Origin of the sequence: Paraburkholderia azotifigens (assembly GCF_007995085.1) — a bacterium.
Lineage (GTDB): Bacteria > Pseudomonadota > Gammaproteobacteria > Burkholderiales > Burkholderiaceae > Paraburkholderia > Paraburkholderia azotifigens.
Genome location: NZ_VOQS01000001.1, coordinates 3522264 through 3548042 on the forward strand (window position 1 = coordinate 3522264; position 25779 = coordinate 3548042).

Sequence of the window (25779 nt, forward strand, 5' to 3'; positions counted from 1 at the left end):
ATTTGCGGGCCGGAAGATGCTATAAAGAGACATGGTGTCTCTCTGGTGGAACACATGGACCTGTTAGCTCTCGCAGACTTCAACCTCGTCGCCCGTTTTGGAAGCTTCGGGGAGGCCGCCCGTGCGACGGAGCGTCCCAAGGCGACGCTTTCCCGGCGGATCACGGAATTGGAGAACAGCCTTCGTCTGCGGCTGTTCGAGCGCGGACCGCGCGGCCTGAAACTCACGCAGGAGGGCCGAGCCCTTTATGAGCGGACAGGTGCGCTGCTTGCCGAGCTTGCCGACAGCGCTGCGGCCATCACATCGGGCGGCGAACAGCCGCGTGGACGGCTGCGCATCAGCGCGCCGGTGCTCTTTTCCCACGTTGCGATGGGCAAACTCGCCGCCACGTTTGCCCTGAAACATCCGGAAGTGAGACTGGAGATCACCACTGAGGATCGCCCTGTCGATATGGTCGAGGAAGGATATGACCTCGTGATTCGCGTCAACCCCGATCCCGATGAAAACCTGGTCGGGCGGGTCTTTTTGCGTGACCGGATGGTGGTTGCGGCTGCGCCCGTTCTGACGCGACGGAAGGAAGAACCGGCTGTTTCCGCTGTCCTGCGCAGGGGAGACGAGCGAACTGCCTGCTGGGATGTTTCAGGTCCGGAAGGGACATCGCGACTATCAATCCGGCCGGTGGCTCATCTTTCGTCGCTGATCATGGTGCGCGACATGGTTCGTCTCGGCGTGGGCGCAGCTTGTCTGCCGCTGTCGCTTGTCAGCCATGATGTCGCAACGGGCAGACTCGCGAATTGGGGCGACGTTGAAGGCCCTGAGATTGCACTTTGGACGCTGTATCCCTCGAGACGGTTGCTAAGCGCTCGCGTCTCGGCTTTTCTTGATCATCTTAAGGACGCGTTTCCATTGGGAACGCCGGAAGAGCTGGCGGCATACGCCGGATCGGACCTGTGACGGTGGCGCCGGGCAGCTGGCCATTGCTGTGATGCTCTCGCCGGGACGACCCGGCAAGACGATCACCGGATCGAGCCGGCCCTGGGCTCCGGTGACCTGTTGCCTGGAACGACCGACCGGACGAGAAGCCCGATCCGTTCAGCGCGCGCGCCGGGCCTGATGCGGCCGGCGCATTCGAGTTCGGCGAGTCCATGGAGCGCGTACCAGTACGTCTCGGTCATTGCCTCGGCATCGACATCGGCACAGTAGGGCGCAACCGCTGCTGCCAGCGTGTCGAACGCAGCCCTCAATTGGGGCTGCGTTTCCGCTTCAGCGAAACGCAGATCTGTCGGCAGGACGAACATGGCTTCGTAAAGAGCAGGGTTGGTGATCGCGAAGTTGACATAGGCAATGGCGACATTCTCCACGACCGTTCGATGTCGCGTCGGTGATGTGACACGCTCAACTTCGGGCGGCCGCCGTCGAGCTCGCCGCAGGCAGCCTCGTCGACCCACGACAGCCGGCGGGCGATTTCGACGCGAACCGGGTCGCGCAGGGTCGGCCGCAGCCGGTCGCATCGGGTAGCGGTCAGGCAAGTTGGGGCGCCGCTCCGGGCTGCGTGAACCAGAATACGCCGCAGAAGCTAGCGATCAATCGACCGCTCACTCATCGCTCGTCAGCTCTTCCAATGCTCTGTCCGGGGACACCGGACCCTTGTAGAGCGGGCCACACGGTGTGTGCGCGAGTTTTAGCGATAGTTTGATGAGGTCAGTCATCTTGTCGTCGGCACGATACCCTTCGGCGAGATATGCGAACTGCGCCATGATGCCGACAACGCTGCGATTCTGCGTCCTGGCGTACTTGACGACCTGCATCTGGGACACTTCGGACTCGATGAATGAATGCGAAACCCCGTGAGCGGCCAGTATCTCGGCCAGCGCCTCAGGCAACCTGGTTACAAGGCTGGTCGCCGGAGCCAAAGGCAGGAGTACGGGCAGCAGCGTTCGCTCATTCACTAGCATTGCAATCTGCCGCCTCCATGGCAAAACAGTTGCGTACCAACTGCCGAGTTTTGTGGTACTGCTTCCGACCTCGACCACCTCGGGTTTCAGACGATTGAGCAGCTTCTGCGTACAGTGAAGATAGAGCATGGAGTGTTCTGGGAATCGTGTACATACGCAATAGGAAGGCAAACTGCGAGCGTATGATCGCTTCGGGCCGATGTGATTGTCGCTTTTGGGTCCGACATGAGGGCATCCAAGACGGTCGCGGCTTCGCGCGGGACTTCCTGCGTCGATCAGGTCGAAAAACCATCCGTCCGATGGCGCGTTCGCGCCACGACGAGTCTTGCTTAAGATCACGCGGCGGTGACGTCGATCATCGATTGACGGCAGACGGAAGCGCCGCAATGGCATGCGTACTGTGTCCGAACGTCGTCGGTGACCTCGCCATCAACGACAAGACCGTAGTCGATAAACAGTTCATCGCCGACGTTGATCGCAGTAAGCGCGTGGATGAACACACGGTCGCCCGTCTCGATTGCCTCGCAATTGGGTTCGCACGCGTGATTCAGAAACCGCGCACTGTTGCCGCCCCGGCTGCCATCGATGACGCGTCCATCCGAAAGACCGAAGACGAAGGTATGTCCGGCACCCGACCGCTGACGCGCGGCGGCCCGTCGCCAACTGGTGACTTCGCCCTTGTATTCAAGGAGGCGCTCGCCCGCCTTGAGAGGCTGCAGCGCAAACAGCCCGGTGCCGTGCACGGGCGAGTGTCGTGCCGAGAGGCGTCGTGGTCGGCGCATGATGTCGTTTCCTTTCGTCGTGACCGGGCAGAAGGGCGGCGGAGCCGAATCATACATTGCATCTAGCCGCGCTCCTTCTGTCAATGCGCAACTAACTGTCCGAGCCTCAAAAGCACTTGCGCCGGCTTCGTCAAAAAAATAGCTCGCATGAAAGGGGCGCAGGGTCCTGATGCGTCGGCGAGTCGCCGTCAAATCCGGCCTGCCGACGTCGATCGATGTGCGGTAAGGTGTGCGCTCCGGCCCGATACGTGGCCACCAATGAAAGGAACTGAAGGCATGAACAAGCAGGAGCTTATCGAGGTAGTCGCTGCCAGCACCGGGGAAAGCAAGGCTAGTACGGGCGAGGCCATCGACGCGATTCTCGAAGCCGTTACGTCCGCCGTTACGCGGGGTGAAACGGTACAGTTGATCGGCTTCGGATCGTTCTCGACGGGCGCCCGCGCCGAGCGCGCAGGACGCAATCCCGCGACCGGCGAGACCATTACCATCCCGGCCGCGAAAACCGTCAGGTTCACCGCCGGCAAGTCGTTCAAGGACGCCGTCAACGCTGCATAGTGTGGGCGGACGGACGCGCGAAGTGCGGGTCCTTCCCGGATAGTCATTTCCATGCGGTGAGCAGTCACGGCTCAGGGCGTGCGAAGTCCGCTGGTGTCAGTTCAAGTCTTGCGACCGGGCGGGCGCGCAGCCTGCGTTCGGCGATGGCACGGATGCGCCGGGATCCGTCGTTGAACGTCCTGAGCATCCGCTCATCGCTGGCTCGCGGTTCCAGCCAGAAGTACGCTTCGAGCGCAGCGGTCGTAACGACGCATTCGACAGTGACACCGTGGTGCACGAGGGTGAAGGCCACACCGCGGCGATTTGCCGCCCACCTGCGGTTCAGATTCGATGGTTTCCATGGCTGAAAAGACGGCGTGTTCGGGACGTCATCAGAATTCTTGCACATGCTCGGGATTTACGGATCGCGACAGGGGGCACCAACGGACGAGCGTCGCCATCACAGAAAAACCGGGCCTGTTCACCCCAGTCAATGCGATGTCCTAACGGGGCGTGCGCGTGGCACCGTCAGCGCAACGCGAAATACGCCGACCCGTTCAACTCACGTCCAAAATGTGGCGCTCGTCGGGCCTGTGCATTGATCTTTTGATCCCTATAAAGCGCGACGCTCGTGATCGCCGCGCCATGAGCGTCGCGAAAGCGCTTAGCGACTTCCGTAGAGCCGCTCTGCCTACGAGATCAGAGAACACCGTTCGATAGCACCCCTCGGAGCTCGTGGCGAAATGCCGTTGCATCGAGTATGGCTTGGAGGCGCAGGCGAGCGTCGGGTTAACGCATGGCCTGTACAGTACGGACAGACGGCGCGTGATCAATAGTGAATCGTCAGCGGCTCTGGGTAATGCTGCGTGAGGGATAGGAGCTCTCAGGATTCCATGCTTCCAGCGTCTCTGTCTGCGATGCGCATCGGCCGTTGATAAGGAAGGGTTTGAATGTCGTCTGCACTCCATAAGTATCACCCGCGATGTACAGAGTGGCGTCCACTCCCTGCCGAACGATCTGGGATGGTCGCAACTGCGCTGTAGCGCTTGTGACGAGTGGGCCGCCGCTGCAGTCTGGCGTTACATATGCGGCAAAGTCTCCCGCCCATTGAAACTGTGACGCAGAATGTTGGCTGCCGTTAATGATGCAGCCCCATGCGAAAGCCACTACTAGCCGGTTTCTTAGCCTGTGCGTCGGGCGCGCACTGCTCGTGACGCCTCGTCAGATAGCGGCTTGCTCGTCGTGCTGGAAATGCGGCACGCCCGAGCGTCTTGGTGTGTTCTAAAAGCATCACAAGCACGAAGTAACGTAAGCGTCAATCCGAGGCCGTTTTGACGCTGAGAACTTGACTTCCGAGAGCTGCTGATTCGCGAGTACGAGATCGAAAGCGGCGGGATCGAAACTGCAGCCGGACCGCTCAAGGAAGTGGTCGTGCTCTTTGTACCTCGGATCTGCGATCGCTTCGAGGAAGTCGGCATATCCAGGCACTTCACCGACGTCTTCCGGTGGACGCGCCTTCTGCTGCCCGTACAGGCTTAACGGCCGGCGCATATCCGGATCAGGCACGAGTGCCTTCTCGACTTTGATCCGATGCCGCCAGTTGTCACCGCAGTCGTAGATGTTGTAGGTGAATGACTTTAGCCCGCCCAGCGCCTTCGCGAGCGTGCCCCGTGCTTCTTTGAGCATCGGTGGCCGCTAGTCACTCGCTGGGCTGTCGGTTGTCTACCGAAACACGACGCCGGCGATCATCGTCCACATGGGGATGACGGCCCGTCGTAGAAAGCGAGGCGTGACCGAGTTTGTCGCGAACCAGCCGCAGATCTACCTGCCGGTGCGCCATGTTCCAACCGCAATCAGTGCGCCGAGGCCTTTTCGAGCAGGTCGGCGCGCGACGCGAACGCTTCAGCACGCGCGTAATGCCCTGAGGCGATGATGCGCATCACCTAATCCTAATCGTAGGTCAGGTACAGCCGACCGCAACGGGCAGAAGTCGGCTGGACGGCTGTTCCCACGTCCGGCGATATGCCTCAAGCGGAAACAGTTCGTCTCGAAACGCAAGGCGATTAGAAGCACACTCATCGCCGCATGCGCGATAGCCGACGTCATGGCCCGCGCCTCCCCGTACTCACAAGAGGGCGGCGACGGCTTTCCACGCGCCTTGCCAAAAATGCGCTGCTTCGCGTCTTTTTAGACTTGTGATCAACTCGTCAATTCCCCGCTGCGCACCACGTTAGACAGATGGTATGAACGCCACCCTCCCTTCGCGGTAGTTCCGGCGTCAAGCAGCACGGCCGGTCAACGACAACTATTTTGGCCGCCGGCCACGATAATTGTCGCCGCCCACCACGTAGACGCTAGCCTCCTCGCCGCTCATCAACTGGCCGATAACTTCGTCGATGAGTCCCCTTCCTCACGAAGCGGGGCGAGCCGCTCGGGTCTTTTCATAAAGACTGCCAACTGCCGCCCGTGGGATCGCATTCGACACGCGCTGATGGTGAATTGCCCGCTGAGGCATGCGCGATCAAGAAGCCGATGAGTAGGGGGATAATGCTGTCGATCGCATGCTTGTTGCGTCGGAGACGGATGGAGGCATTGCGGTTTAAGGGGGCGGTGATGGACGGGGACGAGATGAGGCAAACCTCCTGCCAGCGGCTAGAGGCAACGCCGCCGCATTTCCGGGGCGCCACTTGGCCCGGTGGACAGTGGCCAACCGGAAGTTGTCTATCGATCGCAGAAAATCAAGTGGCCGGTAAGCGAAGGCCGATCCAACCGCCACTCGACTCAGATCGGAGCCGGTTCCCCATTCAGCGGTTACGCGAGGCACCCGGCTGGGCATTCGAGGGCCGCTTCAGAATGGCTGCCGCCAGCGATTCCCCTTCAATACCGCTTTTTCGGCGGCAACGAACGTTTGATCTGCTTGCGAAGGCGTGCCACTGCAGCAGCCTTTTTGCGCTTTCGCTCTGCGGTAGGTTTTTCGTAGGCTGTCCGGGTACGAAGATCCGGAATCAAGCCGGTGCGCTCGATCGCGCGACGGAAACGTCGTATTGCAACATCAACGGGCTCGTCGGGTTTCAGAATTACGGTAGTCAATTCTTTCCTTGGTTGAGCGCGCTCGCGGGGTAACTGTCGGCGCCCGATGGAGACATCTCCTGCACGTCCAATCTTTCCATCGATCGTGCCACCATGTGTCGCGGCTATTGAGCAGCGCTCGTGGCACCGCAAGATCACTGACGCTTCGAAGCCTCCTTTTTCAGCTTCTTCGCGTCCCTCTTTTCCTTCTGCGTTCTCGTGGCGACTTTCTTTTCCGCCTTCTTGGCGTCATGCGCTTTGCTCACGATGGCCTCCTTTTATGTTGAGTTGCACAGTGTACGACGCGCTGCCCTTCGGCAGCATGGGTTGATTAAAAAAACCTTGGCGCTCACATTTTGCGTCGCGAGCCTGCCGCACGGTTTCCCGGCCGGTCGACACAAAGCGTGACTGAAATCAGCGCGAGAGTGTACAGGGGTTAGCCGGATCGACGCGCGGTTCGATTACGATGCGTCAGTGTAATCGCAGCCCGGCTCGTCAATCAGGAGTTGGCGGCTTGCACGAGCAACAGTCGCCTCGCTCGGGAAGAAACAGCCGCTCGGGCTCGTCACCATCGCATCCTTCGGACGTATGCAGTCGTATCGCCGTCAGCAGCAATGAGAATCCACAAGGTAAGCCAACCGGGTAGGAGAATTTCACGTGCATAGATGCTGCACTCACGTTTCCTCGCGCATGGGACTGATTCGCCGTTCGCTCATAATGGCACACAGACTGCCCGTCAACGTCGATATCGATCATGCGCTTCGCACCGTCGCTGGATGCCCTGTGCGCCTCGGCATCGCCAAACGGCGCACGATGTGGGATCCGAAATATCCAGCTGGCCGTCAGTGAGTCGTCGGTGCCGCGCAAACAGCTCGCCGCAGTTTCGCCGCTTTGCATCTTCTCGCTGAAACCACCCGAGATCCCGTCCGTTTTCGGAACAAGCGTGTGTCTTCCGCGCTATTGCGCACCAAACAACTTAACGTGACAGCGCCGTCCCGACCGATGCACGGCCTCGATAGCTGCGAGTCGCGATCGCCATGATGAACGGGATGGTGTCATCGAGATCGTGACGCAGTACAAAAAAGAACCCCCAAGCGCAGTCGGGGAGGCGAGAAGACCACAGGGCACCGGTACGCGGCCACCGCCACCATAGGCCTGGACCGACTGTTACCAAGCGAAGTCTGTCAACACGGCACCGTATGCCGGTGGTGCGGCAGTTTACAGTCGCGGCGATGCTCGGCGTCAAAAAGGTCATGCGCGGTGGTGACCGCCACAGAGTCGATGACGATGCGAACTTCACTCCGGACGCATCAGTTAGAAATACCAATTAGGAGGCTTATTTCCCGATTCCAGTCGCTCAAGTCATCATCAATATCGCGCCTAACCGACAATAGGACTACACTTGGATATGGCCCGGAGCACGATCATATCGAAGCGACGCTCCACTCCAATTGCCGCGGCCTCTCATTGACCGCAGGGCAGGACGCAACAGTTCGCCACTAACCACAAAAAGGCGGAAAACGCCGCAGGTCTGCGGAACGCCTGAACCCGACTCGATGCTATCCGACATGGTGACAACTCCGGGCGACGAAGACGAAGCATCCAGCGAAGTTTTCAGTGACCGCAGTTCCGCTATGGAGCGGGCCACAGCGTCTTCCGATAAGTGGATGGAGCCCGTGAAGGCAAGCGGGGAACGTCAGCCCGCCATAGAGGCAGAGGCAACGAAACACCCAGAGTGACCGGCCGATTGGCCCGTTGCATGAGCACACCCACCCTTTTCCGGAACCCGCATGCAAAAGCAATCAAAGGCCTACCAGGTCTCACCCGCAAAGCAAAACGACTACGCTACCCAGCAGAGAGCACGCGTCGCCGCGCAACAGCAGGCTGAAAGCGATCGCGAGCAGAAGCGTCGTGAGATGGACGCGCGCCTCGATGTCCATGCCGGCAAGTGGCGCTATATGTGTAGCGGCAAATAAATGGGAAAGGCCAAGGCGGCACCCAACTTTCCAAATCCGACCCGTGTCCACGACGCGTCGAAACGCTGCTTGTGCTCCTGGGGTTATGACAATGCCCGCGAGATCGTTTTCCAGATCGACGATGTGGCGCTTGCCAGACTGGGCTCCGGCAAGGATTGTGACGAACCGTCGCTGCTCGCTGCATCTGGACTGAAACCGCGACGGGATTGTCGCGATTGCGAGAACGGTGTACAAAGGCGGCCCGAACAACAGATACACCGTCTTCTGAGCAATTGCGCGAAGCAACTACATACACATGATGTGTCATTGACACGAACACGGTGTTGCACAACGACGCGCAGGCTGCATCAAGCCAGGCAGGCAACGTGTTGTCGTTGCGCGGCTTGTTGCGCGCCGCGCTGCCTAAGGTGCATCGCAAGTTTTGAAATGACGGCGACACCGCTTAACCGCGGGTGTCGACCCAGTGCGTGCACTGGATGGGCGTAAGAAGCTGGAACATCATCCGAAGCATACACCCAGCCAGTCCTGTGCCCAGCTCTTTGCATGAGCGATCGCCTCTTCGCGCACGACGAAACCGGCAAGATCTCCGCTCAGGTGAATGTCATACTCACTGCCGTCCCCGCGCCTTGTGCTGATCCGGGCATGCGCCACGTATTCGCTGTCGGCTCGACGCGGTGTGGGATCGATGATGAAGCGTGTGGAGTTGAAACGCATCTGTCTAGCTCCCGAGAGGTTGCCGCAACCGTCCGGAGGCAGCTACATACTGATATAAGAGGTCCATCATGCGTTCAGAAGCGCCATTATCTGGCCCGCCTCCCCGTCAGACTCGCAGCTTGCCATGCCGTCTTCGCGCAGCAGTGCCCGGATGGACATGAACATCATCCATGCCTCCGCATTCACCTCTTGGCGGCCGTCACGAATGACGCTTTCCAGTTCAGCACATGCGTTGATCGGTAAGAATCGCTCAACGATGCCAGAGCCATCGAGCCTGATACGGTCCAGCAGGTCATTTCTGCTCATCACAATCCTCCTGTTCGATCGACAGCCGACGCAGCAAAGCGTGTCCGCCGGCGCGAAACGTGTGCCCTGAGTCAAGACGTGAAATCGAAGACGTTTGTGCCCTGCGGGCACGTTTCGATAAGGTGTTCCGCATAGTCAGTTGATGCGCGCCGCGCATCGCCTGCGTTCCGGAACGGCGTACGTACAGCAATCCTGAATGTACGGCTGCGCGACGCCTGCCCGGTGCCATCCGGCTCCTGAATACGTACGGCAGCATCGAACCCTCCGTCGTAGTTGCGTGCACGCCCCGGCTGGGTGGCGCGATGCGGAAACACCAGCGGATAAATTTCCAACCCGCGATAGAGGCGAAAAGCCGTTGACATGGATACCTTTAAGGCCGCGCATACGCGGCAGAACATGGAAAAGAGAGGTGCGAGCATCTGAAGCGTGTCTCGCAAGAGTGGAGCATTCGGGCGCGACGTACACGAGCAACGCGCTTTGAATGCCAGAGCTGATCCTGCATACGCATTGAAGCAGCCGGTATTACAATCAACGTCCCCCATGCTACGCCCTTCGCTCGATTTGTACAGCGAAAGATCCTTCTTATACCGGACACATCCAATGTTACCGACAGCGTCGGGTGGAAAGAAGCAGAAGGACCAAGGCATCTTGCGCGGGCGTTATTCGTCGCGCTCACATCGCAAACGTATCGGTCAATACGACAGAATGCGCCGGACTGCGCTCGATACATGAGCACGTCCGGTAACGGCTGGTGAGGCCGCTCTTCTAGCGGTTTGAAGAAGCTGGCTGATCCCGTTAGTACCGACCAGCGCTGCGGGATTGTTGGAAATCGGGTCGACCTGGCTTCGAATACACCACGAATATCCGTAACTGCGTCTAACAGACACCGTTAATGTGCGTATAGTGGAACGCTGTGTCGATAGCGGCGTGAACAGGGAATAAAGATGGAAATCCAAACATGCCCGCCCTATCGGGGCTTCAGCATCGATCTGACGGTGCGCGAACAAGACTTAGACTCCATCGATACGGCGAACGTCTATGCGAGAGGCGATTCCGAACTCGTGGCGGGCCGCAGAATCGCCGCGCAGCGCGATTATCGGGTTTTCTCCACCAAATAAGTCCATCAGGCGCACGCCGGCGCCAGGGAGCAAGTGATCGCGACGCCAGACGTTGCACCATGAGTGCGAGAAGCCGTCGAACCTACGTTGTTATCGTGTCATCAGCCGGATCGTTGGAGTGCCTGTCGATAAATCGATGCGCTTGCCGCTCTGCATATAAAAACGCGGCGTCTGGCGAGAGAAAGGTGACGCTTTCAGGAAGACTGGCCACTGCGGTCGACAACGGCGCCGAGCCAAGGACAACCCACGAGACTGAGTACCGGCTGCGTAGGCCAGCTAGTGTCGGCGACCTTTTGACTCTGACGTCAATCGTGAATCCACGATACGGCAAGCAGGATTGGCTCTCCATGATGGTTCCGAATTCAGGTCGATCAAAGAATGAGGTAGATATGTACAGCGCACCAGGCACGCTGTTGTTGAAGCGAGCGCAAATAGCCTGAAGGACGTTGCGTGGCAAGTCGCAAGCAATCTTGCAGAGGTGCATAAAAGACATCCGGAAGACCGAGCGTGCTGAACATCAGATGCTTCTTCTCAGTCAACTTGCGGTCCCATCAGGACATCGACTGCGGCTTGCCCAGCGATTTCCGCGACCAGATAAGCCCAACGCGCCGTGAAAGGACCATGGCGAACTTTGATGAGCGCGCCGTCCGCATTATTAGCACTGACGTTGTGCCCCGTTATCTGAAACGTGACGCTGTAGAGGTCGCGCTCAACCGGCGTCAATGTTATGTGGATCTCGAATCCGCGATATGGGATTACTCGAAACATGAGCGCCTCCGCGCACGACCTGTCGGGGTAGAGGATGAGGGTTTCGAGACTGCGACCTATTCACCGCGGCCGGCCGCGAAACAGTCGTCAATGAATTTCCTCGCCGTCTGCTCGGCATACGTCAATGCGGCGTCACGCGTGAGAAACCTGGATTGCGCCGTCAGGCTCTCGATTGGCCTTACCAGTACGTCTGGTGGAAAGATAACCCAGGAAGCAGCGTACCGAAGACGACCCTCGGTCCAATCGGACTCGCTGGGTTTGACCAAGAGGTCGATCGTGTATCCACGATATGACGTGGAGATCTGCTTTTCCATGAGCGCTCCTTTTTCACGCCTGGAGCGGCATGTGAAATCACTATACGCGCAATAGCTGATATGCGTCGCGTCTTTTACAAACGCCTGCATGGGAGTCGTTTTACGAGTGCAAGCTCGTCATCGAGCGTTTCGGGGCCGCTCGACCGAAGCTGATCACTTCTCCTCTCACAAGTGGTGATTTGTCAGAGGTGTGGAATGGACTTTAGACTCTCGAAAACCGTCTTGTGCTTCTCGACGTGAGGTCGACAGAAGGGATGCTGAAAACGCTGGTTGTTTTGGTTGTTTCAACTTTCTGGTCGCGGGGACGGCAGCACCCAATACGTCCGGTCTCGGTGATCAGGCATTGGATATCACGCTGCGACCGTCGCACTGGCGCCTGTTGTGGAAAGAGTGCGCCACCAGGATGGTGTAACCCCGGATGGGTCGGCGTAATGCCGCGGACTATCAGCCGGTTCAGCCGCGCCGGGGCCAATGACCAGCGAGGCGACTCGCACGGCTGACATTCGCCCCATGTCTGGCGAACGGTTCACGAGGGAATATGGCGGCAAGACGGTGCATGCCGCAGCAGGTGATCCTATGCCTGATCTCCTGGCAAGGGGCAGCCTGTGTGATCGAAAGGTCAATTGAGTGACGTGGTATTTGGTCAAGCACTGACCAATCGCAAAATTACAGGGTGACGCAAGGGTGCTGGTCTGTGGCCAACGACGCGCGCGCCCCATAGCACCGGGGGAAGGCGCGGTGCATCGAACGACAGGCTTTGCAAGGGCCATCCGTCAAGTCGGGAACCGACACTCACTCACGCCGGCTGCCAATATTGACAAGTTTCCATGCAGCAGCCGTATGGCTCGCATGGGCGGGCGCCTGGCCGTGCAAGATGCAGCAATGCAGCGGGCAACATGCAGGCACGTGCGTCCGGCTGCACCGGATAACAAGGCTCGCGTCAATCTGGCCAGACGTTCTGGGCGACGCGGCGTTCGCAACGCCGCATCGCCGGCCTGCTATCGCCGCATCCAGCCAGACGGCCGCGGCCTGGCACTACGTTCCTGTGCGCCCGTACTGGTCGTCGAAGCGCACGATGTCATCCTCGCCGAGATAGCCGCCCGATTGCACCTCGATGATCTCGAGCGGCGTCTTGCCGGGATTCTCCAGCCGGTGAAGCGTGCCAAGCGGGATATAGGTCGACTGGTTCTCGGTGAGCAGGAACGATTCATCGCCGCGCGTCACGCGCGCCGTGCCGCGCACGACGATCCAGTGCTCCGCGCGATGATGATGCATCTGCAGCGACAGCCGGCCGCCCGGCTTCACGACGATCCGCTTGACCTGAAAGCGCTCGCCGTGATCGAGCGAGTCGTAGCAGCCCCACGGCCGCTCCACTTTCCGATGCACCTTCGCTTCCGTGTCCTTTGCCGCGTTCAGCCGGTTGACGATCGCCTTGACGTCCTGCACGCGGTCTTTTGCGGCAACGAGCACGGCATCGGCGGTTTCGACCACTACGACGCCCGTCACGCCGACGCACGCGACGAGCCGTCCTTCGGAATGCGCATAGGTGTCTTTCGCGCCTTCGAGCAGCACACGCCCGCGCGTGACGTTGCCCTCCGTGTCCTTCGCGCTCACGTCCCACACGGCGTCCCACGCGCCGACATCGGACCAGCCGGCCGTCAGCGGCACGATGACGCCCGTGAGCCGCGGATCGTCGCCGATATGCTCCATGACCGCGTAATCGATCGACTCGCCGGGGCAGCCCGCGAACGCGGCAGGGTCAATGTGCAGCGTGCCGTCGCCGTCGACCTTCGCCTGTTCGTACGACGCCTGGCACGCTACGGCGATATGCGGCCGGCACGCTGCAATCGCCGCAAGCCAGACGGATGCACGCATCACGAAGATGCCGCTATTCCACCAGTACTCGCCCGATGCGACATACTGCTCCGCTGTTTCCTGCGCCGGCTTTTCGACGAACCGTTCGATGGTTCTCGCGCCACGGCCGTCGGCGGGGAACCCCGTCTTGATGTAGCCGTAGCCTGTTTCCGCGCGCTCGGGCGGCACGCCGAGGGTGACAATCGCATCGTGCAGCGCGTGCTGGATGGCCTGCTGCAAGGTGGCAACGAAGGCGTCTGTATCAGCGATCAGATGATCGGCGGGCATCACGACAAGTACGGGGTCTTCACCCTGTGGCGCAGCCGCGCGCGCGGCGAGCGCAGCGACCGTCAGAGCGGGGGCGGTGTTGCGCGGCGCCGGCTCCAGCAGGACACGGGAATCACTCGTGCAGCGCTCGAGGCGCTCTTTCGTGGGCAGGCGCAGTTCCTGACTGCAGACGACGAGCGTCGGCTGCGTCCTGACGACATGCGGCGCGGGATGATCCGGCGTCGGCGCACGCAGACGCAGGGTTCTGCGTAACGTCGCTTCGAGCAGCGATTCCTCGCCTGTCAGGCCGATCAGCTGTTTCGGGCACTGCTCGCGCGACAGGGGCCACAGGCGTGTGCCCGAGCCGCCCGCCAGCACGACAGGTTGAACGACGCAGGCAGGCCGTGAGTCGTCCGCGAGCACATCCGCTGTGATTGCTTCTGCAATGACGTTCATTTTTCCTCCGGTGGCGCGCGCTCGAAAGGCGTGACGCAGCGCCGTTAGGTCCGGCTATTGAACCAGTCATCACGCGGAATTTCTGTGCGTCGAGGCACAAAGATCCAACGGGCAGGCTGCTACGCCAGACCTGGCCTTGAAGAGGTTGCTTTCTTCGGAGCGTTGCGTGACGACGTCATCGGCCTGCCACGGATGGTTCTCGCCTCTCACAGGTGATGGCGCGGCAATGACGGCGAGAGTCTGCGCGGCGGCCGGGTGCCTCGCGTGCCCGCCCAGCCGTTGCGCTTCTGCCCGTGATGACAAAATGCCCTCGTCTCGACGGAGGGCAGGGCGACCAGGCTGCACGGCCGTTCAGCGGCAGCAGCCCTCCGCGCGTCGACCGGCAGCCCGGACTAAGCGCCTCTGTGCAGCGCCAATCTGATCGCCCGCTGGGCGGATTGAGCCGTCGAATACGCCATGGCCTTGGCTCGATCGCGCACTGCGCTGCGTCCAGGCGGACAGGGATTGAGTCCGAGCTTCCTGAGGTAATAGTTGGCGCGATAGATATCCTTTCGCATCGAGTCGACAAATTGGAAGTTGACGCTGAGTGTCACCGAGATATTGTTATCGTTCTTCAACCAGTGCGGGCAGTTGACAGGAACGTGCACGCCATTTCCCGGCGCCAGCCTGTACAACTGCGCGCGGTCCTGCAGCTCGGGTCGATAGTTCGGCGCGTTATTGTCCTTCGTCCAGAACCGCTCGATTTCCACCTCCGGGAGAACCTGCCGGTCTTCCCGGTCGAACAGATACAAATCCTTTTCCCCGTGGATCTGGAGAATGAAATTGCACTCGCGATCGATGTGATAGGCCGTCACCCGCCTGGGCGACGTGATGAAAATAATGATCTCTTCGTTCCTGATCTTCGAATCGATGTCGCCGCCGATCATATCCTTGACCTCGGCGATCGCATGCCGGTAAAGCTCGGTGTAAGCGGGATCTTTTTGCGCGTCCCGGAGGATGAACCAGGCGTTTGAATCTTCCAGCTGGCTCAATGCATCCATCGGCGAGAACGCATGGTTGGTATCTTTCCATTTCTGTCCGGGAACGACGTCACCCATGTCGTAATAGAGATCGGATGGGCGCGTCCTCAAGGTTCGCTCTGTCAGATCCATCAAATCAGGGAGCTGGAAGCGAGGATGAGATGCCAGGTGGTGGGCGACCTCGAAGCTCTTGCGCTCGAAACAGGTTCGAAACACTGCAGCATCGGCATCGATCCACCTGTCTGGCAATGTCGCTTCACGAAGGACGGAATCCGGGGAGATGTCCATGCGATCGCTCCTTACACTCAGGTAGCCGTGGGAAAACGAGATCCGTTAGCGCCAGAATCGAACACGACTCAATGGGTGGAATTTGCAGAAATCGTACACCTGGGGCAAAGGCGATCACACTTCGGATTTCGCGCGTTCGGTGCGCTAGCACACCCTCTGGTGAATGCAGTGGTGCCGACATGACCCTTTCCATACGACACGGCTACACGGGGTGTCTCGAACGTTGAACCTGTCACGCGGCTGCCGTCGCATGCATGAAACGACGGCGCTATGTGACGACGATTCGTCATTGACGGTCTGCGTGTCGAGGTCACACGTTCGCCGCGAAACGAATCGACGGGCGAGAACCGTGCGACTGCCGGAAGCAGGCGGCCATCGGCCCGCGCTCGCAGTACCCATCTACCTTAGCGCGCACGATAAGGCGCCTCGCTGCTCGCGGGCGCATTGACGAGTCGCTTGACGTTGATCAGACGGCGCATGGCGCGCTGCAACGGCTTGTCGATGTATCGATAGACGGCGCAACCGAACGTCGAGGCCACCACGATCGCCAGGATCACTCCCGCTGGCGAGCGCACGTCGAAACCATGCGCGACTCTCGGAACGAGCTTGCGCATCCCCTCGACGACGAACGGATGGCTGAGGTAGATCGCGTAGCTCGCGTCGCCGAGATACAGCAATCCGCGCGTGAGCGCACTCTCTGTCACGAGGCCTTCGAGACTCAACGTACTCAGCAGCAGCAGGCAGGTCGGCAGGCCATTTCCCACAAGCGGGGAGACAGCGGGCCATGCCTGTTCGATCCAGGTCATCAGCAGGTACATGCCGACGGCGCCGGGCGCCGCCAGCACGACGGGAATGCGCAACCCTTTCTTCCATACGTACCATACGGCGAACCCTAACGGGAACTCGAGCATCCGGTCGTAAGCGAGGACCGCGACGACCGCCTGGTCTGAGTGCACGAGATTCGCGACGAAGAACAGCCCGGCGAGCAGCAGCGTGATCGCCGCGAGTACGAACGGCAGGCGCCGCCGGAACCACCACAGCGCGAGCGCCGAAGCCGCGTAGAACAGCATCTCGTAGTTCAGCGTCCAGCCGACGAACAGCATCGGGAACACGTGGCCGCTCTCTTTCCTGTACGGAATGAAAAAGAGTGACTTCAATAATCCAGGGATGTTGGCGGTGGTTGAATTGAAAAGATCAGGCCTGAGCAAGGCGCCGAAAAACACCAGCAGAGTCGCGAGCCAATAGAGCGGGACGATCCGCACGACGCGGCTGACGACGAAGTCGCGTACGCTGACCGTGCTGGCTTCGAGCGCAAGTGCAATCACGAAGCCGCTCAGTACGAAGAATACGTCGACGCGAAATTGGCCGAACACCTGACCGTCCTGTATCAGGACATGGTGCACGACGACAGTCGTCGCTGTCACCGCGCGAAGGATCCGTATCGAATTCAGCCGGCGCATGGCTCACCCATTGATCAGTCACTCCCGACGCTCTGTGCCTGGCGTGATGAGGCATGCGATACCGTCGCGGCAGTCACAAAAACGCTGAGGGTGTCGCATCTCTAACGGTCTACTTACGAAGTCGTGCATCGCCGCTTCCGCATGGCCCCGTCACCGGGGCTTCGGATTCCGTCCTGCGATCGTGATATTGAAAAGGTACGAACGCAGAACGTCTTAAGGTCGAAACGGCGCCGGATTCCCGACAGCGGAAGGGCAAGCAGCACACGAAGGACGCCGCATGGCGGTCCGCTCGCGGATGGTAGTATTTACGCGGAACTGCTACCGTTCGGTGCCGTACAGACGCCCGGCCGGCAAATTCGCCCGATGCGAAATAGTGCGCTCCAGCGGACAGATAACTGCTTACGCAACTAATGTGATGAATGGGCGTCGGCAGCGGATCGAAAGCCCGGCGAACCGCGGCGCAGTGAAAATGGCGGACAACGGAAGCGGCCGGCTACGACTATCGGCCTTGTCGTGCGACGGGAACGAGAGCATTCGCTGCACAGCGCGCAGCGTCGGCTCGACGGGATGGATGCGCGATGCACGTCGATCAACGTCGCGTGTGAATCACTGATGAACGGCTTACCCGATCGCGTCTGCGTCCGACAGACCGGCGCCGCGCGCATTCGGACGGGCGGGCAACATACCGTTGCTACGAAGCGCCGAAATCACCTCTTCGACGGTTGCATCTTCAAGCAAACGCCTGCCTGCCGCCCTGCGCCGCATGTTGGTGGCATCGATGCCGTGTTGAAGAGCGGAGGTCTGTGCTGCAATGTAGACGGCCATCCCGTACCCGAAACTGCGGGCGAGATCGCTGTTATAGAAATTTCTCATGGTTCCATCTTCCGGCGTCCACCGGCCAGGTTTTACCTTGTCGAGCAACTCGATAGCGAATAGCCGTACATTCCAACGCCGTCCATTACCTCATGGCGCGCAAATGTCGGTCATATCCCGCTTCTCGGCAACTGCGCGAGAAACTTGAGGCAAGGCGAGGCGAGGGGAACTGGCAGGCAGCGGCAAGGCGGGGTTTCGCTACCAGTGGGCAGCGATCGCACTGTGTGCTGTCAGCGGGTTGGTGCGATGGCGGCAGATGCCGTTTCTGTCGCGCCCGTTATCGCTGCCGGCATTGTGTGATGTCGTGCGGCTTTATCCGCTGATGGTCTGGCGACCCGGCATTGGGCCGGATAGCGGGTGGAAAGCAGGTGGAAGGCGGGTTTGCGACGGCCGCGTACGCGGCCGTGAAACGGTCCGGCAATCCGTCGCCGTGAGGGGTGCCCTCGACAGTCGATGCCGTCGCAGCGACGCTCGCCTCACGTTCATCCCGGCCGGTTATTCGAATCCGCGCGGATTCTGCGCCTGCCACCGCCAATGGTCCGCACACATGCGCTCGATGCCGTGTTGCGCCTGCCAGCCGATCACTTCGAGCGCCTTCGCGGGATTCGCGAAACACTGCGCGACGTCGCCGGGGCGGCGCGCGACGATCTCGTAGGGCACCGCCTTGCCCGACGCCTTCTCGAACGCCTTCACGACATCGAGCACGCTGTAGCCCTGGCCCGTGCCGAGATTGACGACGAAGCTCGCGTCGCGCTCGGCGAGGGCATCGAGCGCCGCGATATGTCCGCGCGCCAGGTCGACGACATGAATGTAGTCGCGCACGCCCGTGCCGTCCGGCGTGTCGTAATCGCCGCCGAACACGCGCAGCCGCTCGAGCTTGCCGACGGCGACCTGCGCGACGTAAGGCATCAGGTTGTTCGGCACGCCGCCTGGGTCTTCGCCGATCAGGCCGCTTTCATGCGCGCCGACGGGGTTGAAGTAGCGCAGCGTCGCAATGCGCCACGAGGGATCGGAGCGTTCCAGGTCGCGCAGGATCTGCTCGGCGATCAGCTTGCTCTGGCCATACGGATTGGTGGCCGAGAGCGGGAACGATTCGTCGATGGGCGAGCTTTCCGGCACGCCATACACGGTTGCCGACGAACTGAACACGAACTGCTTCACATTGCGTGCGCGCATCACGTCGAGCAGCACGAGCAGGCCGTCCATGTTGTTCCGGTAGTACTCGAGCGGTTTCGCAACCGACTCGCCCACCGCCTTGAGCGCCGCGAAGTGGATCGCGCCCGTGATGGGGTGCTTGTCGAAAATCGTGTTGAGCACTGCTTCGTCGCGCACGTCCGCTTCGTAGAAAGCGACCTGCTTGCCCGTGATCTTCTCGACACGCGCGATCGATTCACGCTTGCTGTTCACGAGATTGTCGATCACGACCACGTCGTAATCGCTGTTGAGCAGTTCCACGCACGTGTGCGAACCGATAAAGCCTGCACCGCCCGTTACCAGAATCGTGCCCTTCGTGGTCATGCTGTGCTCCCTTAGAGTGATGTGCCCGTCAACTGCTGAATCAGGCTCTTGTACCGTTCGACGACAACGCGTTCGTCAAATTCCTGCGCGACTTTCGCACGGCCGCGCTCGCCCATCGCGCGACGCTCGTCGTCGCTCATCTCGAGCATGTGCGCGAGCTTCGCCGCGAGGCTGTCCACATTACGCGCCTCGCATAACAGGCCGTTGACACCGTCCGCGACGACTTCGCGGCAGCCCGGTACGTCGGTCGCGACGATGGGCCGTCCCATCGCCGAGGCTTCCATCAGCGTGCGCGGCACGCCTTCGCGATACGAAGGCAGCACGACGCAATCAGCGGCGGCGATCAGCGGGCGCACGTCATGGGCTTCGCCCAGGTACTCGATCACGCCTTCGCGCACCCATGCATCGACTTCGGCCTGCGAGATCGCGCTCGGATTGTCGACGCCGACGGGCCCGAGCAGCTGAAACCGCGCATGAGGATACGTCGCGCGCAGCCGTCGCGCCGCTTCCACATATTCGCCCACGCCTTTATCCCACAACAGGCGGCCGATTAATACAAAAGAAATTGCCCGCTGCTGATTTTCATACCCATTTTGACGATTCTGCATGGGCGTGAACGCAAACTGGTCGAGGTCCACGCCTTCGCCATGCAGCAGCCGCGCGCGTTCGGGATGCGCAAGCAGTTTCTGCTCGTGAAAAGCGGCTTCGTCGTCCTGATTCAGAAACCATATTTCGCGCGGAAAACGGAACGCAAAGCGATACAGGAGCTTGGCAATCCGCGCGGCGCGGCTCTTCTGGATAAACACATAGCCGAGGCCCGTCGTGACGGCAACGGAATCGACGCCCGCCAGTTTCGCTGCGATCGAGCCGTAGATATTCGGCTTGATCGTGTAATGAAACACGACGTGCGGACGGATCGACCGATACAGCCGGTAGAGCGACAGCATCGTACGCAGATCGTCGCGCGGATTCGTGCCTTTCGATGCGACATGCAACTCGATGCAGCGGCAGCCCATCTGTTCGAGCAGCGGCGTGGTGCGGTCGCGCGGCGCGATCACCGTCACTTCGACGCCGCGCGCGACGAGTGTGCGTATCAGCCCTTGCCGGTACTGGTAGATCGCGAACGCGGTATTGCAGACGAGCGCGATGCGCAGCGTGGCGGCGGGTTCGATGAGTTGCTTCATGCTTGCGATGCAGGTTGGATTGAGCGCACGTCAGAGGCTCGCGCGTGGCGCGTAGAGCCGTTTCTTCATGCGTTGAAGCGTCTTGTAAGGCGTCACGAAGTGCAGCAGATTCTTCGCGAGACCGAGCCAGTCGCAAACGTTCAGCACATTGAAATAGCGCAGTTGCAAACGCAGCGTCGATGCGATCTGGCGGCGCCGTTTCGTCGCGCTGATGCCGCCTTCGTTCAGTTCGTAATACAGACCGAGTTCGGGCAGGTTCGCGCAGTCGTAGCGCTGCATCAGACGCAGGAACAGATCGAGGTCTTCGGCGGCCTTATAGGCCTCGCGGTAGTTGCCTGCGGCCAGCACGGCGTCGACCCGCAGCATCATCGAAGGATGCACGAAACACGCGCGCAGGAAGCGCACGCGGCGGATCGCGCGAGGCTCGGCGGGCGGCGTCAGCATGAAGAGGGGCGCGCCGTCACGCGACACCACCTGCGTCCACATGCCGAGCCCCGCGACCTGCGGATGCGCTTCGAGATACGCGCGCTGCTTCGCGAGACGGCCCGGCACGGTCAGATCACCGGCGTCGATGCGCGCGGCGTAGCGAAAGCCGCGCGCCGCAAGCGCTTCCATACCTGCCTGCAACGCGCGTTCGATCCCGCCGTTCTGCGGCATGCGCAGCACGTCGATCGACATGTTGGGCAGCGCCGGCGCGACGATGGGCGGCGTGCTGCCGTCGTCGACGATCAGCACGTGGATGCGCGCGTCCTCGCTGAACGAGGCCAGCGTGCGGTCGACGTCGGCCTGGCCGTTGTACGCGGGCATCAGCACGGCGACGTCGTCGAGCGAGCCGTGCGCGCTGGGCGTCACGGGCGGCGTGAATGAAGAAGACGTCATGGACGCAGCTTATAGCGGATGTAATAAAAATTGACGGACGCGGCGGCCAGATAGCCGACAGCAAGGCCGATCAGCGCGCCATACGCGCCGAAGCGCGGAATCGCCAGCAGATTCACGACGCACGCGACGGCGAGCGCGAGCAGCCATTTCGACAGCAACACGAACTTCGCCTGGTACTTGAGGACGACCAGGTTGCCGATCGCCTCGACGCCGGCCGGCACGGACAGCCATACGGCCCAGCGGAAGATATCGACGGCTTCTTCGAAGTCCGGCCCGAACAGGCGGCGGATGATGAAGCCCGCCAGCAGATCCAGCGCGAGCGCGCCGGCGATCATCAGGACTGCCGTCATCGCGGTGAGCCGCCACATGTTGCGGCGCAGCTGCACGGCGTCCTGAATGCGGTAGACGAAGGCGGGCGCAAGCGTTTGCGCCAGCATCAGCGCCAGCGTGATCCAGTTTTCGTTCAGCTGCTGCGCGGCCGAATAGCGGCCGAGATCGGCGAATGAAATCGCGCGCTCCAGCATCAGCCGGTCGAGCTTGAGGAACAGGTACATGCAGATCAGGCCGAGCCAGAACACCGTGCCCGCCGTCGCGAAGTGGCGCAAGAGCGTGCGCTCGACGTGCCAGCCGAGCTTGCCTTGATGGCGCCGCACGTAATATACGACCAGCGTCGCGCCGATCACGGCCGATTCGAGCGCCCACAGCCAGCCGAAGCGCGACGGCGCGGCAGCCGCGCGCACCAGCAGCCAGACGAGCAGCGCCTTCGCGATGGCCGTCGTCATGCTGGTGAGCAATTGCGGCTTGCTGTAGGTCATGCTTTGCAGCCACGCGTTGATCACGCCGACGAATGGCTCGCGGAACACCATTGTCACGGCGAGGCCGGCGAGCATCGCCCCGACGACGGGATCCGTGAGGCCCGCGCCGATGCCGGTCCATGTCAGCACGAGCGCCACGGCCGACACCGAAAGCCGCAGCGCGAATGCGCTGCCGAGCACGGTACCGAGCTGGGCGGGCGGCCGATGGACGATGGTCGGCACGAGAATCTCCGCGCCGCAAACCCATGTAATCGGCGACAGCACGAGCAAAAGCGTATTGGCATACTGCCATTTGCCGAACAGGTCCGGACCGAAATAACGTGCCAGCACGCCGCTGATCGCGATCGCCACGCCGATCTGCGTCAGGCGCTCGAGCCCAAGCCAGACAAGGTTTGCGACTGCGCGCGTGACGTCGGGATTCGCGAAACGCTTAAGCGCCGGCATCCGCATGATGTCCGCAGGTGCGCTTCGGACGTAGCAGGTGCGTGTCGTCCTGAAATTGGCGTGTCCGGCTGGTCTCGCGATGCGGCAGCTGACTGAGCGCGGGGCGTCTAGGCATTGAAGTGGCGCCAGGGGCGTCGCTGAAAAACCGCAATTATAGGTTGAATCCGGACGGCTTCCGGAACGGCGCGATGCTCTCGCGACAGTGCATTGCTCAAGTTTTCATATGGCGCAAAGAGGGAAGACGTCATCAGATGAGACGCTGCCCGGCTGCTGGGCGGATTCGCTTCGAACAGGGTGCAGCCGCTGCCAACGGCAGGCGTGAAACATCGGCGCTCCGTCGAGCGACGGGATCCTTCATTTTCGACTGCGGTAACATTGCCTGTGAAGTTGCCGGACAGCATGTTGCGATCGGAGTCTGCAGCCGCCTCGCGCGAAGCGATGCATCCGAGCGTCGCCGGGGCGCTCACGTGTCCACAACATGGCAGGCCGTACCCGCCGTGCATCCCGACTTGGCCACCGGACGCGGCGAGCACGACTTGCGAAGAACATTCCCGATGAACTCCGCCTCAGATGAACTGGAAAAGCTGCGAATCGAGAATATCCGGCTTCGGGCTCTGCTCGACGCGCATGGTATTGATTCGCGGCCGCTGCTGCCCCCGTCAGCCGCTTCTTCGCAGCCGGAGTCGTCGCACCTTAACCCGGATGAAAAGGTCGCCCTGTTCCGACGACTGTTTCAGGGCCGCGTCGACACCTATCCGATCAGATGGGAAAGCAAGGCTGGCAAGTCGGGCTATTCGCCGGCTTGTGCCAACGAATGGCGACCAGGCGTCTGCGAGAAGCCGCGCATCAAATGTTCAGAGTGCGGCAACCGGCTTCTGATACCGCTATCGGACCAGATCATCTATGACCATCTTGCCGGTAGACATACGATCGGCGTCTATCCCTTGCTGGCTGACGATACGTGCCGCTTCCTGGCGGTCGATTTCGACGACGCCGACTGGCGGGAGGACGCGAAAGCCTTCAGGTCTTCCTGCCTCGAACTGGGCGTGCCGGCCGCCATGGAGATCTCGCGTTCCGGCAACGGCGCTCACATATGGATTTTCTTCGAATCTCGTGTACCTGCCCGGGATGCGAGGCGCCTCGGTACCGCGATCATCAGTCATACGTGTGCAAGGACGCGGCAACTCAAACTGGCATCCTACGACCGGTTGTTCCCAAACCAGGACACGACTCCCAAAGGTGGCTTTGGCAATCTGATCGCACTGCCACTGCAGAAGACGCCGCGCGAGCGCGGCTGCACTGTTTTCGTCGATGAGCAACTGCGACCTTATGCCGATCAATGGGCCTATCTGGCATCCCTTCAGCCACTCGCCCCTGATGTCATCGAGACGGCTATTTCAGGTGCAACGGGTGGGACACATCCACTCGATGTCACATTCGTCGCGAACGAAGATCAGGATAAACCGTGGAAGCCCAGTCCGATATTGGAAACCCGGCTACCGGGCCCAATGCCGGAAGCGCTCTCTGTCACCTTGGCGAATCTTGTTTACTTTGAGAAATCGGCGCTTCCGCAGCCTTTACTTAACCGGCTGATCCGTCTCGCCGCTTTTCCGAATCCCGAGTTTTTCAAAGCGCAGGCGATGCGCTTTCCCGTATGGGACAAACCCCGCATTATTGGTTGCGCCGAAAACTATCCCAGGTACGTGGCGCTCCCACGCGGTTGTCTCGACGCAGCACGTGACCTCCTTCGCGAAAATCATATTCGTTGCGATATCCATGACGAACGTTTCGCAGGTGATCCGCTCGATGTCGTATTCGCGGGCACGCTGCGACCGGACCAGGAGACTGCCATCACTGCAATGTTGCGACATGACACTGGCGTGCTATGTGCGCCTACGGCATTTGGCAAGACGGTAAGCGCTGCAGCACTCATTGCCCGACGGGGTGTGAATACGCTCGTACTCGTGCATCGAACCGAACTGCTAAAGCAATGGCAGGAGCGGTTGCAGTCGTTCCTGGGTGTCGGCAAGGGTATGGTCGGCACGATCGGCGGTGGTAAGGCCAGACGTAGCGGGAAGATCGATATCGCCGTGATGCAGTCGTTATCGCGACGCGGTGAGACGAGTGAACTGGTCGAACACTATGGGCATGTGATTGTGGACGAGTGTCATCACCTGTCAGCGGTTTCGTTCGAGGCGCTGTTAAAGCGGGTCAAGGCCATGTTCGTCCTCGGACTCACGGCGACGCCGGTCCGCCGTGATGGCCAGCACCCGATCATATTCATGCAATGCGGCCCGATCCGGCATACGGTCGTTCGTGCGGCGACAGCACCGCATGACCTCGAGGTCATACCACGCGTCTGGCCAGGCAAGATCGATCTGCCGGCCGAGGCTGGAATTCAGGACGTGTTTCGGCAGGTCGCCGACGACGTTCAGCGGACGATCGCCATTGCCAATGAGGTTGAAAGTGCGTTCTCGCGTGGGCGCAAGGTTCTCGTACTCACTGAGCGCACTGATCATATTGCAGCCATCGAAAAGGCCCTGAATGGACGGATCACGAGAATTCATATCCTGCATGGCCGGATGTCGAAGAGGCAGCGCAATCTCGTGATCGAAGAACTCGATGCGTTACCTGCTGATGCCCCTCGCGTCCTGCTCGCAACGGGCAAGCTGGTTGGCGAGGGATTCGATCATCCCCCGCTCGATACACTCGTCCTCGCGATGCCAATCTCATGGAAAGGCACACTTCAGCAGTACGCTGGTCGGCTACACAGAGAACATGCGACAAAGGCTGACGTGCGGATCATCGATTTCGTTGACGGGGGGCATCCCGGGTTACTGCGCATGTGGGACAAGCGCCAGGCGGGCTATCGCGCGATGGGCTACAGGATAGAAGGCGGGAGACCGGCCGATGACCTGTTGTAACCAGCACATCGCCCTCGCAGGGCAGAAAGGCTGCATGCCGTGTCCGGGCGGGCGAGCATGGCGTCGTCGTGCACGCATTGCCCTCTTGCAGAGCCGCTGCCGTACGTAAGCGCGACGCGCCCTTGCTGGTCTGCGGTCCTGTGATCGGCTCGCACTTTGCAACCCCGCAACAAGCCGGGGGCAGTGGCGCGTCATCCGCAAGCGGGATGTCTGATGTGCGGCACCGCCACGGGAGAGCCGCGCCAGGAAGCGCCGAGCCTTG

Annotated in this window: 23 protein-coding genes and 2 pseudogenes; 5 read left to right on the forward strand and 20 right to left on the reverse strand. The window is 60.8% G+C overall.

The annotated features are described in order from the left end of the window. The first annotated feature begins 54 nt into the window (after positions 1 to 54). On the forward strand, positions 55 to 954 hold the full coding sequence (locus FRZ40_RS15845) for a LysR family transcriptional regulator (protein ID WP_147234654.1): 900 nt from the start codon (positions 55 to 57) through the stop codon (positions 952 to 954). Positions 955 to 1016: 62 nt separating this feature from the next. Here FRZ40_RS15845 and FRZ40_RS15850 read toward each other — a convergent pair whose 3' ends face one another. The 3 genes from FRZ40_RS15850 to FRZ40_RS15860 all read right to left on the reverse strand — a co-directional run bounded on the left by FRZ40_RS15850 (position 1017) and on the right by FRZ40_RS15860 (position 2737). After that, on the reverse strand, positions 1017 to 1361 hold the full coding sequence (locus tag FRZ40_RS15850) for a TetR-like C-terminal domain-containing protein (RefSeq protein WP_240057167.1): 345 nt from the start codon (positions 1359 to 1361) through the stop codon (positions 1017 to 1019). A gap of 234 nt (positions 1362 to 1595) precedes the next feature. Then, entirely contained in the window at positions 1596 to 2084 is a 489-nt protein-coding gene (locus FRZ40_RS15855) for a DUF6933 domain-containing protein (protein ID WP_147234655.1), read from the reverse strand. A 206-nt stretch (positions 2085 to 2290) separates the two neighbouring features. Continuing rightward, positions 2291 to 2737 carry an SET domain-containing protein gene (locus FRZ40_RS15860; RefSeq protein ID WP_147234844.1) on the reverse strand — a complete coding sequence of 149 codons (447 nt, stop codon included), beginning with the start codon at positions 2735 to 2737 and terminating at the stop codon, positions 2291 to 2293. Positions 2738 to 3013: 276 nt separating this feature from the next. Between FRZ40_RS15860 and FRZ40_RS15865 the strand changes: the two genes are divergently transcribed. Further along, positions 3014 to 3292, forward strand: coding sequence for an HU family DNA-binding protein (locus FRZ40_RS15865; protein WP_147234656.1), 279 nt, complete (start codon positions 3014 to 3016; stop codon positions 3290 to 3292). Between the two features lie 64 nt (positions 3293 to 3356). Here the strand turns inward: FRZ40_RS15865 and FRZ40_RS15870 are convergent. From FRZ40_RS15870 to rpsU, 4 genes and pseudogenes are all read right to left on the reverse strand, one after another. Next, positions 3357 to 3633, reverse strand: a pseudogene (locus tag FRZ40_RS15870) (DUF1488 family protein). A 928-nt stretch (positions 3634 to 4561) separates the two neighbouring features. Next, positions 4562 to 4957, reverse strand: a complete 396-nt coding sequence (locus FRZ40_RS15875; RefSeq protein ID WP_240057168.1) for a plasmid pRiA4b ORF-3 family protein — start codon at positions 4955 to 4957, stop codon at positions 4562 to 4564. A gap of 655 nt (positions 4958 to 5612) precedes the next feature. Continuing rightward, positions 5613 to 5716 (reverse strand): annotated as a pseudogene (locus tag FRZ40_RS45030) (PA4780 family RIO1-like protein kinase); the annotation flags it as partial. A 432-nt stretch (positions 5717 to 6148) separates the two neighbouring features. Continuing rightward, positions 6149 to 6361 (reverse strand): 30S ribosomal protein S21, encoded by a 213-nt coding sequence (rpsU, locus tag FRZ40_RS15890; RefSeq protein ID WP_147234658.1) that lies wholly within the window; start codon positions 6359 to 6361, stop codon positions 6149 to 6151. 1769 nt (positions 6362 to 8130) lie between these two features. Here rpsU and FRZ40_RS15905 point away from each other — a divergent pair. Continuing rightward, the gene (locus tag FRZ40_RS15905) at positions 8131 to 8316 is read left to right on the forward strand and encodes a hypothetical protein (RefSeq protein WP_147234660.1); all 186 of its coding nucleotides are present in this window, start codon (positions 8131 to 8133) and stop codon (positions 8314 to 8316) included. Between the two features lie 498 nt (positions 8317 to 8814). On the opposite strand, the gene FRZ40_RS15915 is transcribed toward FRZ40_RS15905, so the two are convergent. The 3 genes from FRZ40_RS15915 to FRZ40_RS15925 all read right to left on the reverse strand — a co-directional run bounded on the left by FRZ40_RS15915 (position 8815) and on the right by FRZ40_RS15925 (position 9755). Further along, positions 8815 to 9030 (reverse strand): hypothetical protein, encoded by a 216-nt coding sequence (locus FRZ40_RS15915; protein ID WP_147234661.1) that lies wholly within the window; start codon positions 9028 to 9030, stop codon positions 8815 to 8817. Between the two features lie 66 nt (positions 9031 to 9096). Continuing rightward, positions 9097 to 9336: a hypothetical protein gene (locus FRZ40_RS15920; RefSeq protein WP_147234662.1), complete on the reverse strand. Its 240-nt coding sequence runs from the start codon at positions 9334 to 9336 to the stop codon at positions 9097 to 9099. 71 nt (positions 9337 to 9407) lie between these two features. Then, complete coding sequence (locus FRZ40_RS15925; protein WP_338048141.1) at positions 9408 to 9755, reverse strand: hypothetical protein; 348 nt, start codon at positions 9753 to 9755, stop codon at positions 9408 to 9410. A gap of 525 nt (positions 9756 to 10280) precedes the next feature. Here FRZ40_RS15925 and FRZ40_RS44045 point away from each other — a divergent pair. Then, positions 10281 to 10454: a hypothetical protein gene (locus FRZ40_RS44045; RefSeq protein ID WP_158647004.1), complete on the forward strand. Its 174-nt coding sequence runs from the start codon at positions 10281 to 10283 to the stop codon at positions 10452 to 10454. Positions 10455 to 10985: 531 nt separating this feature from the next. Here the strand turns inward: FRZ40_RS44045 and FRZ40_RS15935 are convergent. The 10 genes from FRZ40_RS15935 to FRZ40_RS15980 form a co-directional block, all read right to left on the reverse strand. After that, positions 10986 to 11222, reverse strand: a complete 237-nt coding sequence (locus FRZ40_RS15935; RefSeq protein WP_147234663.1) for a hypothetical protein — start codon at positions 11220 to 11222, stop codon at positions 10986 to 10988. Positions 11223 to 11278: 56 nt separating this feature from the next. Beyond that, positions 11279 to 11536, reverse strand: coding sequence for a hypothetical protein (locus tag FRZ40_RS15940; RefSeq protein WP_147234664.1), 258 nt, complete (start codon positions 11534 to 11536; stop codon positions 11279 to 11281). Positions 11537 to 12571: 1035 nt separating this feature from the next. Then, complete coding sequence (locus FRZ40_RS15945; protein WP_147234665.1) at positions 12572 to 14113, reverse strand: mannose-1-phosphate guanylyltransferase/mannose-6-phosphate isomerase; 1542 nt, start codon at positions 14111 to 14113, stop codon at positions 12572 to 12574. A 392-nt stretch (positions 14114 to 14505) separates the two neighbouring features. Then, entirely contained in the window at positions 14506 to 15420 is a 915-nt protein-coding gene (locus tag FRZ40_RS15950; protein ID WP_147234666.1) for a transcriptional regulator, read from the reverse strand. Between the two features lie 404 nt (positions 15421 to 15824). Continuing rightward, on the reverse strand, positions 15825 to 16880 hold the full coding sequence (locus FRZ40_RS15955; protein ID WP_147234667.1) for an acyltransferase family protein: 1056 nt from the start codon (positions 16878 to 16880) through the stop codon (positions 15825 to 15827). A gap of 621 nt (positions 16881 to 17501) precedes the next feature. Beyond that, a complete protein-coding gene (locus FRZ40_RS15960; RefSeq protein ID WP_240057171.1) occupies positions 17502 to 17801 on the reverse strand; it encodes a hypothetical protein in 300 nt (99 codons plus the stop codon). 447 nt (positions 17802 to 18248) lie between these two features. After that, positions 18249 to 19271, reverse strand: coding sequence for a UDP-glucose 4-epimerase GalE (galE, locus tag FRZ40_RS15965; RefSeq protein ID WP_147234668.1), 1023 nt, complete (start codon positions 19269 to 19271; stop codon positions 18249 to 18251). Positions 19272 to 19282: 11 nt separating this feature from the next. Next, a complete protein-coding gene (locus FRZ40_RS15970) occupies positions 19283 to 20455 on the reverse strand; it encodes a glycosyltransferase family 4 protein (protein WP_147234669.1) in 1173 nt (390 codons plus the stop codon). A 30-nt stretch (positions 20456 to 20485) separates the two neighbouring features. Then, a complete protein-coding gene (locus FRZ40_RS15975) occupies positions 20486 to 21334 on the reverse strand; it encodes a glycosyltransferase (protein ID WP_147234670.1) in 849 nt (282 codons plus the stop codon). Beyond that, positions 21331 to 22593 (reverse strand): oligosaccharide flippase family protein, encoded by a 1263-nt coding sequence (locus FRZ40_RS15980; RefSeq protein WP_147234671.1) that lies wholly within the window; start codon positions 22591 to 22593, stop codon positions 21331 to 21333. Before FRZ40_RS15980 ends, FRZ40_RS15975 begins: the two co-directional genes overlap by 4 nt. Positions 22594 to 23147: 554 nt before the next feature. Here FRZ40_RS15980 and FRZ40_RS15985 point away from each other — a divergent pair. Then, positions 23148 to 25517, forward strand: a complete 2370-nt coding sequence (locus FRZ40_RS15985) for a TOTE conflict system archaeo-eukaryotic primase domain-containing protein (RefSeq protein WP_147234672.1) — start codon at positions 23148 to 23150, stop codon at positions 25515 to 25517. The last annotated feature ends 262 nt before the right edge of the window (positions 25518 to 25779 follow it).

What these genes read in the sequence shown, in the direction of transcription:
- FRZ40_RS15845 (WP_147234654.1), top strand. Translation starts at nt 55, where the DNA reads ATGGACCTGTTAGCTCTCGCAGACTTCAACCTCGTCGCCCGTTTTGGA.
- FRZ40_RS15855 (WP_147234655.1), bottom strand. Translation starts at nt 2,084, where the DNA reads ATGCTCTATCTTCACTGTACGCAGAAGCTGCTCAATCGTCTGAAACCC.
- FRZ40_RS15860 (WP_147234844.1), bottom strand. Translation starts at nt 2,737, where the DNA reads ATGCGCCGACCACGACGCCTCTCGGCACGACACTCGCCCGTGCACGGC.
- FRZ40_RS15865 (WP_147234656.1), top strand. Translation starts at nt 3,014, where the DNA reads ATGAACAAGCAGGAGCTTATCGAGGTAGTCGCTGCCAGCACCGGGGAA.
- FRZ40_RS15875 (WP_240057168.1), bottom strand. Translation starts at nt 4,957, where the DNA reads ATGCTCAAAGAAGCACGGGGCACGCTCGCGAAGGCGCTGGGCGGGCTA.
- FRZ40_RS15905 (WP_147234660.1), top strand. Translation starts at nt 8,131, where the DNA reads ATGCAAAAGCAATCAAAGGCCTACCAGGTCTCACCCGCAAAGCAAAAC.
- FRZ40_RS15915 (WP_147234661.1), bottom strand. Translation starts at nt 9,030, where the DNA reads ATGCGTTTCAACTCCACACGCTTCATCATCGATCCCACACCGCGTCGA.
- FRZ40_RS15920 (WP_147234662.1), bottom strand. Translation starts at nt 9,336, where the DNA reads ATGAGCAGAAATGACCTGCTGGACCGTATCAGGCTCGATGGCTCTGGC.
- FRZ40_RS15925 (WP_338048141.1), bottom strand. Translation starts at nt 9,755, where the DNA reads ATGCTCGCACCTCTCTTTTCCATGTTCTGCCGCGTATGCGCGGCCTTA.
- FRZ40_RS44045 (WP_158647004.1), top strand. Translation starts at nt 10,281, where the DNA reads ATGGAAATCCAAACATGCCCGCCCTATCGGGGCTTCAGCATCGATCTG.
- FRZ40_RS15935 (WP_147234663.1), bottom strand. Translation starts at nt 11,222, where the DNA reads ATGTTTCGAGTAATCCCATATCGCGGATTCGAGATCCACATAACATTG.
- FRZ40_RS15940 (WP_147234664.1), bottom strand. Translation starts at nt 11,536, where the DNA reads ATGGAAAAGCAGATCTCCACGTCATATCGTGGATACACGATCGACCTC.
- FRZ40_RS15945 (WP_147234665.1), bottom strand. Translation starts at nt 14,113, where the DNA reads ATGAACGTCATTGCAGAAGCAATCACAGCGGATGTGCTCGCGGACGAC.
- FRZ40_RS15950 (WP_147234666.1), bottom strand. Translation starts at nt 15,420, where the DNA reads ATGGACATCTCCCCGGATTCCGTCCTTCGTGAAGCGACATTGCCAGAC.
- FRZ40_RS15955 (WP_147234667.1), bottom strand. Translation starts at nt 16,880, where the DNA reads ATGCGCCGGCTGAATTCGATACGGATCCTTCGCGCGGTGACAGCGACG.
- galE (WP_147234668.1), bottom strand. Translation starts at nt 19,271, where the DNA reads ATGACCACGAAGGGCACGATTCTGGTAACGGGCGGTGCAGGCTTTATC.
- FRZ40_RS15970 (WP_147234669.1), bottom strand. Translation starts at nt 20,455, where the DNA reads ATGAAGCAACTCATCGAACCCGCCGCCACGCTGCGCATCGCGCTCGTC.
- FRZ40_RS15975 (WP_147234670.1), bottom strand. Translation starts at nt 21,334, where the DNA reads ATGACGTCTTCTTCATTCACGCCGCCCGTGACGCCCAGCGCGCACGGC.
- FRZ40_RS15980 (WP_147234671.1), bottom strand. Translation starts at nt 22,593, where the DNA reads ATGCCGGCGCTTAAGCGTTTCGCGAATCCCGACGTCACGCGCGCAGTC.
- FRZ40_RS15985 (WP_147234672.1), top strand. Translation starts at nt 23,148, where the DNA reads ATGAACTCCGCCTCAGATGAACTGGAAAAGCTGCGAATCGAGAATATC.